This window comes from Bradyrhizobium sp. F1.13.3 (genome assembly GCF_040548265.1).
GTDB lineage: Bacteria > Pseudomonadota > Alphaproteobacteria > Rhizobiales > Xanthobacteraceae > Bradyrhizobium.
The window spans coordinates 1-14,388 of the sequence record NZ_JBEPRI010000041.1 but is presented as its reverse complement, the minus strand read 5'-3'; the positions used below and the strand labels follow the sequence as shown (position 1 = coordinate 14,388).

Sequence of the window (14,388 nt, the reverse complement as noted above, 5' to 3'; positions counted from 1 at the left end):
TCGCTGCGACGATGAAGCCGAAAACCGAGGAGTCCGACGAGCTCTAACGGTTAACTGGAAAGATCAGCGCGCTGCGGCCTACCGCGTAGGGTTACCGCCCAACAACGGCGTGAGCATTTTCTGAAGCCCCGGCGATCAGGTGATTTGTCTCTCGAGCACGTTCGGTCAACTCGCCTATCTTGTCCTTGACTACGACCTGTCCACGCAAAAGCTCAAGTTCACCTTAAAGGCGTGCGACTAGCGCCTCGTCGGGGCTAGTTGCGACCTGTCGCGACTGGTCGTCGGTGGTTGCGCGACTAGCCTTAGGAGGATCAACTTCTCTTTGTGTGACGACAGTTGTCGCGACCTCACGAGTCGTGACCGGTCGCACCTCTTTAATGTATGCAATGTGCTTCGCGACGGAGGTCGGGGTGATGACATACTTCTCGCCGAACTGTCTTTCCATTCGGGGGCAGTCGAGATGGCCTTTCGCACAATACCTCTCTGGATCGCACCAGTCATAGGGGGATGAGGCCCGCATTGGCGATCGTTATCCTGTCGGCTGCCCCTCCCCGGCTTTGGCTTTCGGCATTGGCGCCTGGTTCACCTTTCCCCGGCTGCCTTCTTGATCTGCGGATACTTGGTCCATTTGAAGGGTTTCGCATTTCTGTTGTGCAATCGATGAAGGTACGGATCGGCCTCGAGTTATTTAAACGACGACGACTTGCACAATCCACCCTTCGGCCCTCGAGGGCACCGTCGATCGTGAACACGGCAAAGCTCCATGAGCTCGATCCGTAGGCCTACCTCACCGACGTGCTGGAGCGCATCGTGTCCGGGCGAATCAAGAGCCATTAGCTGCACGAACTGCTCGCCTGGAACTGGAAGGCGGCGCACCAGCGCACCGCACAGGTCGCCGCATGAGCCCGCGTCGTCACAAGGCTTCGTCGTCGATGGCGGCCGCCGCGATGCCCCTTGCGGAGCTCGATCGGTGGCTGCAGGCTCGCGTCGATCGGCATCCTGCCGCCACCAGCATCCCCATGATCGACGGTTATATCGCCGCGATCGTGGCCGGACCGGTGTCGATGAGTCCGCTCGACTGGATCTGTCCGCTGCTCGCCATCGATGCCGATGCTTTCAACCACGGCGACACCCCGGAGTTCGCGGCGCTCTCCGCTGTCGCGCTGCGCCATAACGACATCAGCAACGTCCTTACGACCGCGCCCGACCAGTTCGAGCCGATGCACCGGCGCAACCCAATGGCGACGTCGATCCGCGACCCTGGTGTCAGAAATTCTACGCCGCGATGCGGCTCCGGCTGCCGGCGTGGGCGCCGTTGCTGGACGCCGGCAACGTCAATCACGGCCTGGTTCTGCCCATCCTGCTGCACTGTCGCGACGATCAGGGCCATCCACTGCTCGGACTGCCACCGAGGGCCCCCGAGACCGGCCACTTTCTCCGTAACGCCGATATTCCAGCAGCTGTCGAGGCCACGCGCCAATACTGGATGCCGATCCGCTAGGCACGCCCCCCTGATCGCGGCAGACGTGGGAGCTCATACCGGTTACGATTGACCATTGAGAGCCGCGGGGCAGTCTCGTTTCTTGCGAATGTGGCGATGCATTACTTCACGAGCGACGAACTCGTCAGGTTTTCGAAAGCTTGCCCGAGTAAGGTTGCTCAGGTGATTTGTAAACGTGAGGCTGGAATGGACCCGCACAATTTTGACTCATTCAATGTGAGAGGTTGGCCGCAGGTAGAGCCTCCTGTCTCGCACGAGCCTGAAGCGAGCGACGTCGGCCAACGGGCCTTTGAGCAGCAATTGCACCAGGCGCGCCTAGCCGGTGTCGCGATGCCCGATCGGGGGCCGCGCGGTGGCCTCCGTCCCAATGTGTCTAGCGACGGCCAGCAGTCCCCAATGGGCTGATGGGTGCAATCGCCAGGAGCAACATCCTGCCAAGCGAGGAGCTCCTCATCAACGATGAGCGTGATGCAGCTGGGTTGAGAGCAGCGAAGAGGCCGAGGACCACAAACAATCCGCAAGGCGCTGCCATTGAGCGGCAGCCGAGCGAGATCGCCAATTCAGGTGAAGATGGTGGAGCAATGCCGCCAGCTTCGGCGCTGCGGCCGGCTCAGTCATCGTGGGTTGTGATACGGCACGACAGGCGGCCTCTTTATTCCGATGTCAATCGGCCCTTTAATTGCGGTCTGTTGTCAAGCTACCATTCTTCCTCTCTCCAGTGACACGCCGGTAGCGATTGCTCCGTCGGAGCTGGTCAGGTTGCGGAGACGGAGCGATCGCGGATGGCGAGACGATTGCCTAGCGGGCTTGGCAATCGTCGTCGTTGGCGGCTTCGTCGGGTTGGGTTGATGTCGTAGCTGGGGTCATGGTCCTTTCCGAGGTCGCGAGCGCCTCATGATGATGTCCGGATCGGGCGCCTCAACGTTTGCAGCGGAGTGCGGGCGAACCGCCACCAGCCGATTGACCGAGGTCACCACGACCACCGTCCCAGCGGGACATCGCCAGTCCGGCGGACCGGACCAGGAACTTGCGAGCAAATATCAGATTGGCTTCGGCTGGCCCCAGTCGCGCTTCCGATCGGCTTCGACGGTCGGCGCCTACCTAGGCCTTACGCCGAGGCGCAGCCAATCCGGCGAAACCGACACCAACGGAAAGATATCTCGATGGGGCGACCGGCCGAACTTACTTGTTCGAGGCCGCCACTGTCCTTCTTTATCGAACCAAAAAGTGGTCTTCCCTAAAGGCCTGGGGCGAACGACGTGCCATCGACCCAGATGCAGTGGAGAATCACGGCGATCTTTCGGGCGATGGCGACCTTTGCCTTCTTCATGCCGATCCGCTTGGCGAGCTTCATGCCCGCGAGGGGTCATCGATCGTGTGGCGGAACGTTAGGGCCGTCACGACACCGACCCCCGGGACCGCGTCGGCGGGACCGCGGCGTGATTCCCTACGCAACAAATCGGGACCTCCGGCGAACCTTCAAGACACTGGCCGGCAAGGCCGGCGTGTCCAAAGAAATTCGAGATCGTCTGCAAAATCATCCGCTGCAAGACGTCAGCTCCAAGAACTACGACCGCTGGCATTACATGCCCGAGAGGCGTGCCGGCATGGCAAAGTGGGACAAGTTCGTGCGCTCCATGCTTATCAAGAAGCGCCTGAAGGCGGCGGCATGACCAAGCGCCCCTTCAGGCCCACGGCTCCGCGCAAGGCGCGGGATCGGCGACCGAGATCGACGCGCAGAGCTACTCGGCATTCGTTGGCGATCTCAAGAGGAAGATCGCCGAGGCGAGGCATCGCTCCGGCCTCTCGGTGAGCGTCGCGAGCCTGCCTGAGTCTTGGCCTTCGAAGGGGAATAGGATTTGAAGATCACGTCAGCCGAATACGAGACGCTTCTGACGGCCCTCCACGCAGCGTTGGGACCGGATCGAAGGCCGCTTCTTGTCGGCATAATGGCAGAGGCGGCGCAGGTAAGGCTTCTTTATCTTGTTGGCCGGCGTGGCAACTTGAATCCCGCAATCCATCTCGATCTGTTCTTGAAGCAGAACGAATTTCCAGCACCTATGAACGCTGTGCTGCTGATCTAGGCCGCTGTCTCAAGGCACGAGGCGACCGGCCACTAATCGTTGAGAGCGTGTTGCTCCTGGATGCACTCGACGAAGTTGGAAGCTACCCCGACATCCTGATTTTTGTTGAAGAGCAAGCGGTCGCCTCGACGCGAGTGAGGCCACCAGATTCCGATCTGATCGACACGCGGGAGTATTCGTTCGCTAATCAAGTGGCTGCTTATCTCTCTCGCCGTTCACCGGCTGATCGCGCCGACTTCAAACTAAAAAGCTTCTAACGGTCAAAACCATCGCCGCCGCTGGCGCATGCCAATATATGGTTCAACGATGGAGTCAAACCGCTTGTAGAAAGCGTTTATTTCGTCGAAGTATTTTCGCCGTTTCTTGATTGCCTCCCCGCGTTCTTCGCCCTTCATTTGATCACCCCAGCCGCTGGGAATCTGAATCGAACAAATTGCAAAGCCAAATGCCAAGACGTGTAGACGGCTTGCTGATTTCATATTCACCTGGGCCAACCAATCGGACAATTTGAACGGCCGAAATACTGTCATTTTTTTGTGGTGCTTGTAACGTCATTTGTAGAACCTTTAAGCCTTCTCTTAGCTATCGGCGTTGGCTTGGTTCTGGCTCTGATAAGCAATACGAAGTTGCTTTGGCTGCTTGTCATCGGAGAAGGTATCGGCCTGTACGTCCTCTTGCATCTGCCGTTCGGATTTCGCTCCGGTATCTCGTTGACGCTTGATGCCGGCCCTGACGGCCGGTGAGGCTCGCGACAATCGGCTTGTCGACAAACTTCTGTCTTCGCCTGAAGTCCGGATCGATGCTGTCTGCCGATCGACTATGGCGCCGACTGGATCAGAGAACTCGCCGTCAAGTCCGTACAGGGCGACGTCTCTATTGCTGCTCTTTGGGAAGCGATACCGTTGGCTCAGCGGGCAGCGGCTTTGGGGGTGCGTCGTCGCTGGTAGTGGTTGATCTTAGCTCGGCCGCCGCCGTGCAGTCGCCTGCCCAGAGCTTGGTCCCCTTGACCGTACCGACGAACTTGCAGCCCGTCGGCGCGCTCGGCTTCGCTTGAACAAGCGGCTTTCCTCCAACGCTTGGTCTCTTCGTCGGAGTGACGCCTTGAGCGAGCGCGCCCCCCAACGCTAAGGTTACGGCGAACACCAAGGCAGCTGTTGCGCCAATAGCACTACGAATACTCATCTTTTTTTCCCTCTCGGAAACCGGCCCCGATTGTGGTCGCGGGGCAAGCTGTTGTCGAGCGGCAACACCCGCCCGTGGTCGTCGGCCCACGGTCTAAGGGCGGGATTGGTCTGTGTCGATACACCAGCCCAGTCGGTGCTCCAGCTCCGACACAAGTCCGTGAAGCACGTCCTCCACACCGTAGAGAGCGAGAACGCCTACAACTACCGGACCGCGCTCCGCCCTGACTGTACCTGCAACGGCCGCGATGCCGTCGGCCTCGCACAGGTCGACCTGGCATTGGATCCGCTGCGTTCGGGGGACATCGTGGCGACCGCCGATGGGGCCATGGCTTATTCCGGCATCCGGCTCGGCGCCGAGCAGGCGCCGGATCTCACCCCGGCGGCGAGCTATCCGGGATTGACGACGGAAGCGCGGGCACGGCTCTCCGACATGAAGGTCGCGCCGGGGCGGTGATCAGGCTGTTCGTCTCACCGACAGAGCGCGGATAGAGGGCGATTGTGTAGTTTCAGGGGCGATGAGGTGTTGCGACAAACGCCCCAGACTCGGTGATGCGGAGCGGAAGTCTCGTCGGCCATCTAATGAAGGCCCGTCGCGCGGTCCGCGACGCCAAGCGGAGCGCAGACCTCAAGGCGGAGGCCGCCGCGACTGAAGTGCACAGACCATTCAAGCCCTCCCGTGATTTACGTTTGTCAGCATACCGAGCGGTCATAGAGGGAGGATGTTGTTGCGGTTGCTGGGAACTCGGGTGGACCCTCTCCGAGCCCCGCCCTTGAGGAATAAGGCAGCCTCTCGGACCGCATGCCGATGTCGGCCCGCGAGCTTGGGCGAGTTAGCAAAACTCCAAGGCCGGGCGATCCGCGGTTACGCCGCCACGCCATCTTGTATCTCCTCGGCGAGTGCGCGGTTCTCCCCATCGTGGCTAGATTCGTGCTCCACATTTCGCGGAGAAAGGCGGGCAAAGCCACGGTCCCTCAACTCGGCGCTTAACTCCTCTCAGAGCGAACCTTCCCCCGGTTCCTGTTTTAAGCTAGGTCAGGCTCAGTAGAGGGCGTCCGATGAGCGAACACACATTGCATCCGCTGCGGCGAGATCAGCTGTTGGAGGCGGCTCAGAAAGAGTTTGCCGAGTTCGAGCGCAAGGAGAACGAGTTCCGCAAGAAGGATCGTGCGGAGCGTGCTGCAGAACTGCATCTTCCCTTGCAGATGCACTAGCCGAGCCGTCCGTTTCATCTCGACGTCGTATGACGTTTTTAGGCTGCATCCCGCGACGGCCGCCCTGTCGCGCAGCTCCCCGTCTGTTTCGGCATACACCAGATTTGGCGGGGAGCTTTTTCCCCCGATGGCCATGGGAGCAGCGGATGCGAGGCAAGCAAGCGGAGATGAGTTCTGGAACGTTCCTGGTCTGCGTACTGACACTGCTGGTCACTGTCGTTTGGTTGCAAAAAGAAGCTCCTCCGGCGCGCTAGGGGGGCACATGCGAGACGTTTTCCTTGCGGTTATAAGCTCGATGCTCTTGATTTCATTGGCGCTATGGGTCGCGACCTCGCTACGCATCATCTAGGAACTCGTTCTACAGGCGGCGTGGTCGCCGTGCTCACATTTGATCTCACTATTTGCCCTTAAGTATCGTTTGATGCATTGCGCGCGGATAGGCATGCTACCTGTTTCCCGAGCAGGGGGCGCGGCATGGACCTACTAAAGAACTGTCCAGAGCCGTTGCACGCCTGCGCGGGGTAGAAACGGCCTTGTGCTATTCTCTGCGGCAGGGAGGGTAGCGGCCGTCAGCTTATTGGAGGCGCAATCCCCGTTAAAAAACGTGGTCCATGGGTTCATGCGGGCTTGAGAGTGGTGACGCCGCTCCGGCGACGATCCCGATTAGGAAGATGACGATTGGCATAACCCAGACCCTCCTGCTCACGATTGAAGGGAGGATGCTATGCCCAAGACGACGACTGATAACCGCCCGGAGTTGAAGCCGGTCAACTCTGGTGCCGCAGCCATCGACATTGGTTCGAAGATGCACATGGCCGCGGTGAACCCGGCCAGCGTGGACATCCCGGTGCGCACGTTCGGGACGTTCACTTCAGACCTGCATGATCTGGCGGACTGGTTTAAGGCTTGCGGCGTGACCAGTGTTGCGATGGAATCGACTGGGGTCTACTGGATCCCGGTCTACGAGATCCTAGAGCAGCGCGGCTTTGATGTCATTCTGGTCAATGCGCGGTACGCCAAGAACGTGCCCGGACGCAAAACCGATGTGAGTGATGCCGCGTGGTTGCGCCAGCTTCATTCCTACGGCCTGTTACGTGGCAGCTTCCGACCTGATGCCGAGATTGCGACCCTGCGGGCCTATCTGCGCCAGCGGGAGCGGCTTGTGGAATATGCTGCCGCCCACATCCAGCATATGCAGAAGGCCCTGATGGAGATGAACCTCCAACTTCATCATGTCGTCTCGGATATCACCGGTGCGACGGGCATGCGGATCATTCGCGCCATTGTTGGAGGCGAGCGCAATCCCGACGTGTTGGCAACCTACCGGGACGTCCGGTGCCATTCTTCGACTGAGACAATCCGCGCAGCACTGGTTGGCAACGACCGGGAGGAACATGTCTTCGCCCTGACTCAATCGTTGGAACTTTACGACACCTATCAGGCAAAGATGTTGGATTGCGACCGCAAACTCGAAGTCCTAATCGCAGGGCTGAGCCCCAAAACGGAAAAACCTGTCGCAAAGCTATCCAGAGCACGCATCAAGACCAAGCAGGTCAACGCGCCCACCTTCGATGTCAGAGCCGCGCTGTACGGCGTGGTCGGCGTTGATTTGACTGAGATCCATGGGTTGGGTCCGTCACTCGCATTGAAGCTCATCGGCGAGTGCGGGACGGACCTGAAGGCATGGCCAAGCGCTAAGCACTTCACCTCCTGGCTCTGCCTCGCGCCTGGCAACAAGGTCTCTGGTGGTAAGGTACTGTCCTCGCGTACACGGAGGTCCTCCAGTCGAGCAGCCGCGCTGTTGCGGCTGGCAGCCACTACGGTTGGGCGAAGCGATACGGCGCTCGGGGCATTCTATCGTCGGCTGTCCTCACGTGCGGGCAAGGCGAAGGCCGTGACGGCGACCGCTCGCAAGATCGCGGTCCTATTTTACAACACCCTTCGGCACGGGATGAGCTACAAGGATCCGGGCGCGGACCACTATGAGAAGCAATATCGCAGCCGTGTACTCGCCAACCTTCAGCGGCGAGCCAAATCGCTTGGCTTCATCTTGCAAGCCATTCTGGGAGACGCATATCCGGCTGTTTCTTAGGAAGCAACGGGGCAACTCGAACCGCCGGAGTGTCCGAATTGCCGCGTCACCATGAGATGGTTTCGCTCGGAGCTGGTGCGAGATACTCCAGAACCAATATTCGCCCACCTTTTCGTCTGCCCCAACTGCAAGCGCGCTCAGCGGAATGATACAAAATTCAATCTGGTTCGCGTGCCGCCTGACAAACCGGCGGCCCCTCGTTTTCGTGTCGTGACGGGAGGAAGGTGAGGCCGCCTCAGTGGGCGGCCGCAGCAATTTGCGGACGAACTAGACGACCTGTTTCTGGCGCGCTCGGTGCCGGATCGATGTCGGGTAGGAGATCAGTTCGCGCGCTGAGCGTGCCACAGCTTGATGGTCCGCGACACAAGTCGATCGTAGGTTTCGAGCGCAGCGTCGGTCGCCAATTTTACCATTTCTCGATAAGCAGCTTCGTTCAACTGAGTGAAGCTGTTACGGATAGCTCCGGCAAGCTCTTCCTCGGTTACAGCCGAGCGCTTGGACACAGTGCGCCCGGTGAGCTGCGCAAACAGATTAAGGCGATACACGTCGGCCGCGAGCCGCCAAGCCCACTCTTCGAGATGTAGATGTTCCACCGTCAGCGTCCCAGAGGTTCGCGGCGGAAGGGAAAGCTGAAGGCCGCGCCAATCAGCTAACCCATACAGATCAGTGAAAAAACCAACCCACACTAGAAGGACGCACCGCTCACAAAGCCCGGTGGAAACCGGCTAAGAATGTCCAGGGAGGTGCCGGCGACCCGGTGCAGCTGGGGCCTGGCGGGTCGAGCCACACGGGGTTGCGCGCTTTGCCTCGGAATGGACGGCTTCATGCGCCGCCTTCCGTCAGCGGTCAGCTCCGCGCGGTGGACTGGCGTGAACTCCCGCCGAATAAGTTCCCTTATTCCGGTCGAACGATTGAGTGAGAACAAGTCGTCACAAGCAGCAACGTTCGGCTGCATTGCCAATCTTTTCCCAAAGCCGGCTCAATCACTTTGAGAGGAGTGCCGATCGCCATAGTGGCACCAGCCCCCACTAGAACAACGGCTGTCAGTGCGAACATTCGAGAGGTCGTCCAGTTAGGATTCATGGCGCTTCCCTCCACCTGAAGCGCGCACACTATGCTTGGCGATATCTGCCGCTTGTGAACTACTTCACACAATGCGCATCACACCCGCGTGCAGGAGGTCCAGCAGCGTGAACAGGCGGGCCGCTTTCCCCTTAGACCATTCGTGTTTCTGTCATCTAAGTCGGACAGAATAGAACGCCGGGATTTAAAGACCCGACCAGGGAAATATCAGTGCCGCCGGGGCGAGGATACTCCGCTCTAGAGGCGCTGTGGAATGCTGCCTCGGGGCCGTTCCATCCCCGTGAGGCAAAAAACGGAATAAATTTTGTGCCCGTCAAAGGATGATGATGATGCTTGATGAGCAGTTGGCTCGCGTGCGAACGCATCGAAACAACATTCAACGCTATCGCCACTTATTGCAAACCAGCCTGACAGATTTTGAGCGCCAATTCGTCGACAAGCGCTTGAGCGAAGAGAAATCGAAGCTCGAGAGATTGACCAGCTCGTTTTCAAACGAAGCAAACCGCGACCGATCACCAGGCCCGGACAGCCGCTTGACTTAGCTCGATTCAAGCGGTTGAACTGTTGGCCCGCCAGCGCGAACCGTCGAGCCGACGTCTGTCCGCGTTGTGGACAGACCCATTTCTGGAAACCAAGGGATGCTTGGGTCAGTCATGCTGGCGAGCCGGCGCGCCAGTAGCACAAATCAAACGCGCGCAATTCTACCTGCCGTCATAAATCCGTAATCTTACCCTAAACGAACTCCAGTTTTGCCCTACACTGCGGCACGCGTTGACGAGGTAAGCAATGACAGAATGCACGCAAAAGACGCTGGCACTGCGTGACCGCCGCTTAGAGGAGGCTCGAAAGGCATTGCTCGACTTCGAGCGGCGGGAAAATGAGTTCCTAAAGAAGGACCGACAGGAGCGCGCCGCAGAACTGCGACTTCCAATGAAGCGAGTCAAAATTCATTAGCCGGGAGGCCGCCTGGGGGGCGGGTTGACGACCCAGCTTTCGACCAGAGCTTTTGAGAGATCAAGGCGTTGGAGTTGGGATACAGCGTGGGAGAAGGAACCGTGGGCGCGGAGGTTGAACTCAAGCTTGCCACGTCAAAGCGCGGTCTGCAGCAGGCGATGGCGCTGCCATGGCTGAAGAAGCAGTCCAACGATGTCAGCCGCAAGCAAGAACTCACCTCGATGTATTTTGATACCGATGATTTCGTGCTCCGGGAGCATGACGTCAGCCTGCGGGTACGCAAGAACGGTACACAGCGGGTGTAGACCATCAAAGCCAACTCCAGCGCACTGGTCGCCCGCGAGGAATGGGAAAAGGAGATTGACAGCGACGAGCCCAAATTGGAGCTCGCCCGCGACACCGCGCTCGCGTCGCTCCTGACGGCCAAGCTGACGAAACAGCTGAAGCCCATGTTCGAGACGCGCGTGGAGCGCGTGGTCATTCCCTTGCATATTGGCGACAGCGATATCGAGCTGGCCTTCGATCAAGGCTGCGTCGCCACGGCGGGTGCTAAGCGTGACCTCGCCGAAATCGAGATCGAATTGAAACATGGTGATCGCAGCGAACTCGCTCGGCTTGCGAGAAAACTCGCGCAAAGCGCTCCCGTCACCCTGTCGGTTCGCGCCAAGGCGGAGCTGGGCTATGCGTTGCTCGACGGCGCGCTGGATGCTCCCGTCTTCGCCGAGCCGGTCATGATAGCGCAACAGGCCACAGTTGCAGACTCCTTTGCCACGATCGGCTTCGCCTGCCTCCGCCAAATCGCGGGCAACGAGGGCGCGCGGTACGGAACGGTGATCCTGAAGGCATTCACCAGATGAGGATAGGCTTGAGACGGATGCGCGCGGCGCTATCGTTGTTCAAGAATATGCTGCGTGACCGCCAGGTGAAGGTACTCAAACGGGATCTGAAATGGCTTACCGAACAGCTCGGTCCCGCGCGCGACTTCGATGTGTTCGTCAGTGAGACGCTGACGCCATATCGCGCCAAACATCCGGACTGGGACGAGTTCGAGATACTGGAGCACGATCTTAAGAGAACACGCAATGCCGGTTTTGCGACTGCAAGAGCGGCGGCTGAAAGCGAGCGTTTCCGCAGCCTATTGCTGGATTGCGCGTTGTGGCTGCTTGATGGCGACTGGCGCAACGATACCGATGCCTTGACGCAAGCGTTGCGAAAGCGCCCGGCGCGTGCGTTCGCGCAGAACGAACTCGCGCGCCGCGTCCGCAAGGTTAGCAAGCGAGCGCGCAAGCTTGAGCGGCTCGATGGGCGCAAGCGTCACAAACTTCGGATTGCAGCCAAAAAGGTACGATATGGTCGTGAATTCTTCGCGACGCTCTGTTGCGAGCGCCGCAAAGCCGGGCGTAAGCTTGGCCGTGCCCTGAAAGAACTTCAGGGTGAGCTTGGCATACTCAACGACATTCGCGTGCATTTGGAGCGGGCTCGCGAGTTCGCCAGCGCCGGCAAAGCGGCAAAAATGGCATTCGCGATTGGCTGCCTTACTGGCCGCGAGGAGACTTCCGTGAGCGACGTACTGACGAAGGCACTTGCAGCAGGGAAGCGATTGCAGAAGGCCGCCTGACTTCCGATAAACCTGTACATAGTGGCCAGTATGTGTTTCGGCGCGGGGTCTCGACGCTTATCGGCGTGGGGGTCCAATGGATCAGGTTCAATGCAACCAATGACTTAAAGGGGTCCCCAAGACGCCGATGGGGGTCATTTTTCGATCAGCATTTACAGTTAAGTGTTTGGTAGTTTTTCGGACATTGAACGGCCTGAAACTGCACCTATATAGCAGCTGAGTTTAGCGAAATACGCGCGGCGTGTTGGGGGACAAGCCCACAAACTTAAACCCCTGCTTGCTGGCCTGCTGCATGATGGCGCGTACCGAAAGGGTCCTTATGCACTAGTGAAGGAGAGCACCCATGGGTGTTTTTCTGCATCTAGAAGCCAGCCAGCCGAACGGAGCGACGTATCGTCTCGGCCTTGGATGCTTCGTGCATCCCAGTTGGGCTTCGATGGTACTTCTGCTGCAACGGCTGTTCTAACGGATCGGGCACCTCATCACTGAGGTGCCCTTTTCGTTTCTTAAACTTTCACTCCGGCCAGAGCTGCACGGAAGGCATCGAGCGGCCGTCGGCTGGGCAGTTCGAAGCCCTTCGGCATGGCGATGACGGACTTGTCGCGGTCCCGCTTGCAGGTGATCGACAAGAGGCCGGCCTCGTACCGCCTACGCTTCGGGTTATCGTGCTCGTTAGCCAGCTTGCAGATCGCAGCCAAGGCGGCGGGCTGAAAAAAGTCCTCGACCTCTCTGAGGGTATCTAGAACGGCTTCTGCTCGCTTTGCCAAACCGTCCATCTTCATTCGGACCGCTCCGATTACCGCGGCGACTTTCTCCGGTTCTCCCGCGAGAGTGATCGACCCTGCCGCGAAATCCGCCATCAGGCGGTTGAATTCTTCGCGCAAGTCAGGCCCCGGCCCGCAGAGCCGCTTAGGCAACGACGCGCCGATCACTCGCCGGTCCATGTTAGCGGCTGCTGGCAGCGTGTCGTATACCCAGGGCATCTGGGTTTCGAGCTGGCCCCGGAGCCGGTTGAAGTGCTTGAACGCGTCTGACTTGGATATCGAGTTGAGATAGTAGATGAAGGGATTCACTGCGGAACGAATTTCGCGCACGCGCTTGAGCGCATCTTGCCGAAGAACGGCTGCGTCGAAGTCCGCCGTGTACTTATCGAAATTCTCGCCGTAGATGGTGCCGGCGCATATCCAGCCGACCAGGAAGCGCGCATCACCTTTCCGCATCACGAAGCCGGCGAGGTGTTGGTGGTGGCCGTGGACGCAGGAGAATTTCTCCCGCTCCGACTTCCTCAGGTCGTACTTGAACTCGACGTAAGGCTCCTCGTCACCGGCCGGAATTTCATAGACGAGGTTTGCTAGCGTTTCGGGATCATCAGTTATTAGCTCCGGAAAATGCGAGATCTGCAGCATGAACCCGTCGCAGGCGCCCTGCCCCGAACCACTGCTGGACGTGGTCAGCCCACCTAGGCGGGCGTTCCGGTGAATTCGCTGATGGTTCGCGGTCGACACGGCAAATGAAAGGACATGTCGAAACGCCGCTTAGATAATGATTCCTTCGCCTAATCTGAGGCTAGGGTTGGATACGATGGCTATCTCAAGCTCGGCTCTGGGCGCGATCCAAATGGGATGCCAAGGGTGTTCTCGGATTCTCAGGCGACCGGCAGATCGGGCTGCAGATTCGCAATTGCACGTCCAACGCCGGTGGCTTCAATCGATGGTATCGGCGTTCGACAGGATTGTGCCGTCACTCGATTGGCCGCGGCGGCAGCTTTCCCCGCCGACGTGGAATGTGATCACTCGGCTCAACCAGCCGTAACACGGTCTTGCAGATCGGGCACCTATAGGAGCGTATCTCCCATTTCAGCGTCGCCGGCTCTGAGAAGACCGGCGACCTTTCGAGGTCGCAGACGGAGCAAACTGGTGCGGCCACAATAATTTCTTTCGGAGAATTGTATGAGGAGCCGCTACGTTCAAATGAAGCCTTGGTGGAGGCAAACGGGCTCGCCGACCAGTAGCGAATTCTAGAATCACTGGGCAGAAGCCGCGTTTCCGAAATGCGAACCGACCCAGTTTTCTCTCGTGCGGCTCTGCTCGTGTAGTTTGGTCCCGGACAGGTCTGGCTGCAGGCTTGGCTTGAGGCTTTTTGGCGTCGTCTGCCGCCATCGCCCGCTTCTCCAGCAGCCGGTAATTTGCCAATCCCCGGTCTCCTTCGCATTCCCGCCAATTGTATCACGGAATGAGAATCCCCCGCGAAGCACTACGTGATCGCCCAGAAGGCTCTGCAACCGTTCTGGTATCGGACGCGCTGGTGGCCGGCCTACTGACGGCAATCATTGTGGCGATAGCTGCGCTGTTGAGCAGCCAATTCCGCTTCAGAACCAGGCTCGAGCAGTCGTTACGAGAGCAGCCAGAGGCCAAGTCATCGACCGGACACCACTCCGGTCAAATCGCGCCAGTCATGGCGCTTCCGCGCGATGCCTGGCGCGCAAAAGAAAAACTCTTGCCGGGGTTTTCGCATTTTGTCTTCGCTGGGCGAGGTCCCGGATCGGCAGTGGGGGGCGTTTGGGACCACAAAGTCCCGGGCCCCCAACAACGCTAAGTAATACAAGCCCCCCCACCCCCCCCCCCGCGGCCATTCGGGGGCGGCGCCCCCCCTCCTGGGGA

Annotated in this window: 10 protein-coding genes and 5 pseudogenes; 11 read left to right on the top strand and 4 right to left on the bottom strand. The window is 59.2% G+C overall.

The window, feature by feature from the left end; translation table 11 throughout:
* Nucleotides 1-899: 899 nt before the first annotated feature.
* Nucleotides 900-1,553: a UPF0149 family protein gene (locus ABIB66_RS42730; protein WP_354259926.1), complete on the top strand. Its 654-nt coding sequence runs from the start codon at nt 900-902 to the stop codon at nt 1,551-1,553.
* Between the two features lie 1,016 nt (nt 1,554-2,569).
* Nucleotides 2,570-2,765 (top strand): annotated as a pseudogene (locus ABIB66_RS42725) (transposase); the annotation flags it as partial.
* Here ABIB66_RS42725 and ABIB66_RS43820 read toward each other — a convergent pair.
* A pseudogene (locus ABIB66_RS43820) lies at nt 2,739-2,920 on the bottom strand (hypothetical protein); the annotation flags it as partial. The pseudogenes ABIB66_RS42725 and ABIB66_RS43820 sit on opposite strands and share 27 nt — an antisense overlap.
* A gap of 2 nt (nt 2,921-2,922) precedes the next feature.
* Here ABIB66_RS43820 and ABIB66_RS42715 point away from each other — a divergent pair.
* The 3 genes and pseudogenes from ABIB66_RS42715 to ABIB66_RS42705 all read left to right on the top strand — a co-directional run.
* A pseudogene (locus ABIB66_RS42715) lies at nt 2,923-3,174 on the top strand (site-specific integrase); the annotation flags it as partial.
* 186 nt (nt 3,175-3,360) lie between these two features.
* Nucleotides 3,361-3,585 (top strand): hypothetical protein, encoded by a 225-nt coding sequence (locus ABIB66_RS42710; RefSeq protein WP_354210973.1) that lies wholly within the window; start codon nt 3,361-3,363, stop codon nt 3,583-3,585.
* 50 nt (nt 3,586-3,635) lie between these two features.
* Nucleotides 3,636-3,842, top strand: coding sequence for a hypothetical protein (locus ABIB66_RS42705; protein WP_354210972.1), 207 nt, complete (start codon nt 3,636-3,638; stop codon nt 3,840-3,842).
* Between the two features lie 3 nt (nt 3,843-3,845).
* Here the strand turns inward: ABIB66_RS42705 and ABIB66_RS42700 are convergent, their stop codons facing one another.
* Nucleotides 3,846-4,115, bottom strand: coding sequence for a hypothetical protein (locus ABIB66_RS42700; protein ID WP_354210971.1), 270 nt, complete (start codon nt 4,113-4,115; stop codon nt 3,846-3,848).
* A gap of 835 nt (nt 4,116-4,950) precedes the next feature.
* Here ABIB66_RS42700 and ABIB66_RS42695 point away from each other — a divergent pair.
* The 3 genes and pseudogenes from ABIB66_RS42695 to ABIB66_RS42685 form a co-directional block, all read left to right on the top strand.
* Nucleotides 4,951-5,220: pseudogene (locus ABIB66_RS42695) on the top strand (DUF2865 domain-containing protein); the annotation flags it as partial.
* A 605-nt stretch (nt 5,221-5,825) separates the two neighbouring features.
* Nucleotides 5,826-5,981, top strand: coding sequence for a hypothetical protein (locus tag ABIB66_RS42690; protein ID WP_354210970.1), 156 nt, complete (start codon nt 5,826-5,828; stop codon nt 5,979-5,981).
* A 724-nt stretch (nt 5,982-6,705) separates the two neighbouring features.
* The gene (locus ABIB66_RS42685) at nt 6,706-8,073 is read left to right on the top strand and encodes an IS110 family RNA-guided transposase (protein ID WP_354259923.1); all 1,368 of its coding nucleotides are present in this window, start codon (nt 6,706-6,708) and stop codon (nt 8,071-8,073) included.
* Between the two features lie 320 nt (nt 8,074-8,393).
* On the opposite strand, the gene ABIB66_RS42680 is transcribed toward ABIB66_RS42685, so the two are convergent.
* Nucleotides 8,394-8,666 (bottom strand): hypothetical protein, encoded by a 273-nt coding sequence (locus ABIB66_RS42680; protein ID WP_354259920.1) that lies wholly within the window; start codon nt 8,664-8,666, stop codon nt 8,394-8,396.
* 819 nt (nt 8,667-9,485) lie between these two features.
* On the opposite strand from ABIB66_RS42680, the gene ABIB66_RS42675 reads away from it, so the two are divergent.
* The 3 genes and pseudogenes from ABIB66_RS42675 (at nt 9,486) to ABIB66_RS42665 (ending at nt 11,728) form a co-directional block, all read left to right on the top strand.
* Nucleotides 9,486-9,698, top strand: a complete 213-nt coding sequence (locus ABIB66_RS42675) for a hypothetical protein (RefSeq protein ID WP_354210898.1) — start codon at nt 9,486-9,488, stop codon at nt 9,696-9,698.
* Nucleotides 9,699-10,196: 498 nt separating this feature from the next.
* Nucleotides 10,197-10,967: pseudogene (locus ABIB66_RS42670) on the top strand (CYTH domain-containing protein).
* Entirely contained in the window at nt 10,964-11,728 is a 765-nt protein-coding gene (locus ABIB66_RS42665) for a CHAD domain-containing protein (protein WP_354259918.1), read from the top strand. Before ABIB66_RS42670 ends, ABIB66_RS42665 begins: the two are co-directional and overlap by 4 nt.
* Nucleotides 11,729-12,234: 506 nt before the next feature.
* Here ABIB66_RS42665 and ABIB66_RS42660 read toward each other — a convergent pair.
* Complete coding sequence (locus ABIB66_RS42660; protein WP_354259916.1) at nt 12,235-13,134, bottom strand: hypothetical protein; 900 nt, start codon at nt 13,132-13,134, stop codon at nt 12,235-12,237.
* Between the last annotated feature and the right edge of the window lie 1,254 nt (nt 13,135-14,388).

Coding starts and splice junctions, on each gene's coding strand:
- ABIB66_RS42730 (WP_354259926.1), top strand. CDS start 900: ATGAGCCCGCGTCGTCACAAGGCTTCGTCGTCGATGGCGGCCGCCGCG.
- ABIB66_RS42700 (WP_354210971.1), bottom strand. CDS start 4,115: ATGACAGTATTTCGGCCGTTCAAATTGTCCGATTGGTTGGCCCAGGTG.
- ABIB66_RS42690 (WP_354210970.1), top strand. CDS start 5,826: ATGAGCGAACACACATTGCATCCGCTGCGGCGAGATCAGCTGTTGGAG.
- ABIB66_RS42685 (WP_354259923.1), top strand. CDS start 6,706: ATGCCCAAGACGACGACTGATAACCGCCCGGAGTTGAAGCCGGTCAAC.
- ABIB66_RS42675 (WP_354210898.1), top strand. CDS start 9,486: ATGCTTGATGAGCAGTTGGCTCGCGTGCGAACGCATCGAAACAACATT.
- ABIB66_RS42665 (WP_354259918.1), top strand. CDS start 10,964: ATGAGGATAGGCTTGAGACGGATGCGCGCGGCGCTATCGTTGTTCAAG.
- ABIB66_RS42660 (WP_354259916.1), bottom strand. CDS start 13,134: ATGCTGCAGATCTCGCATTTTCCGGAGCTAATAACTGATGATCCCGAA.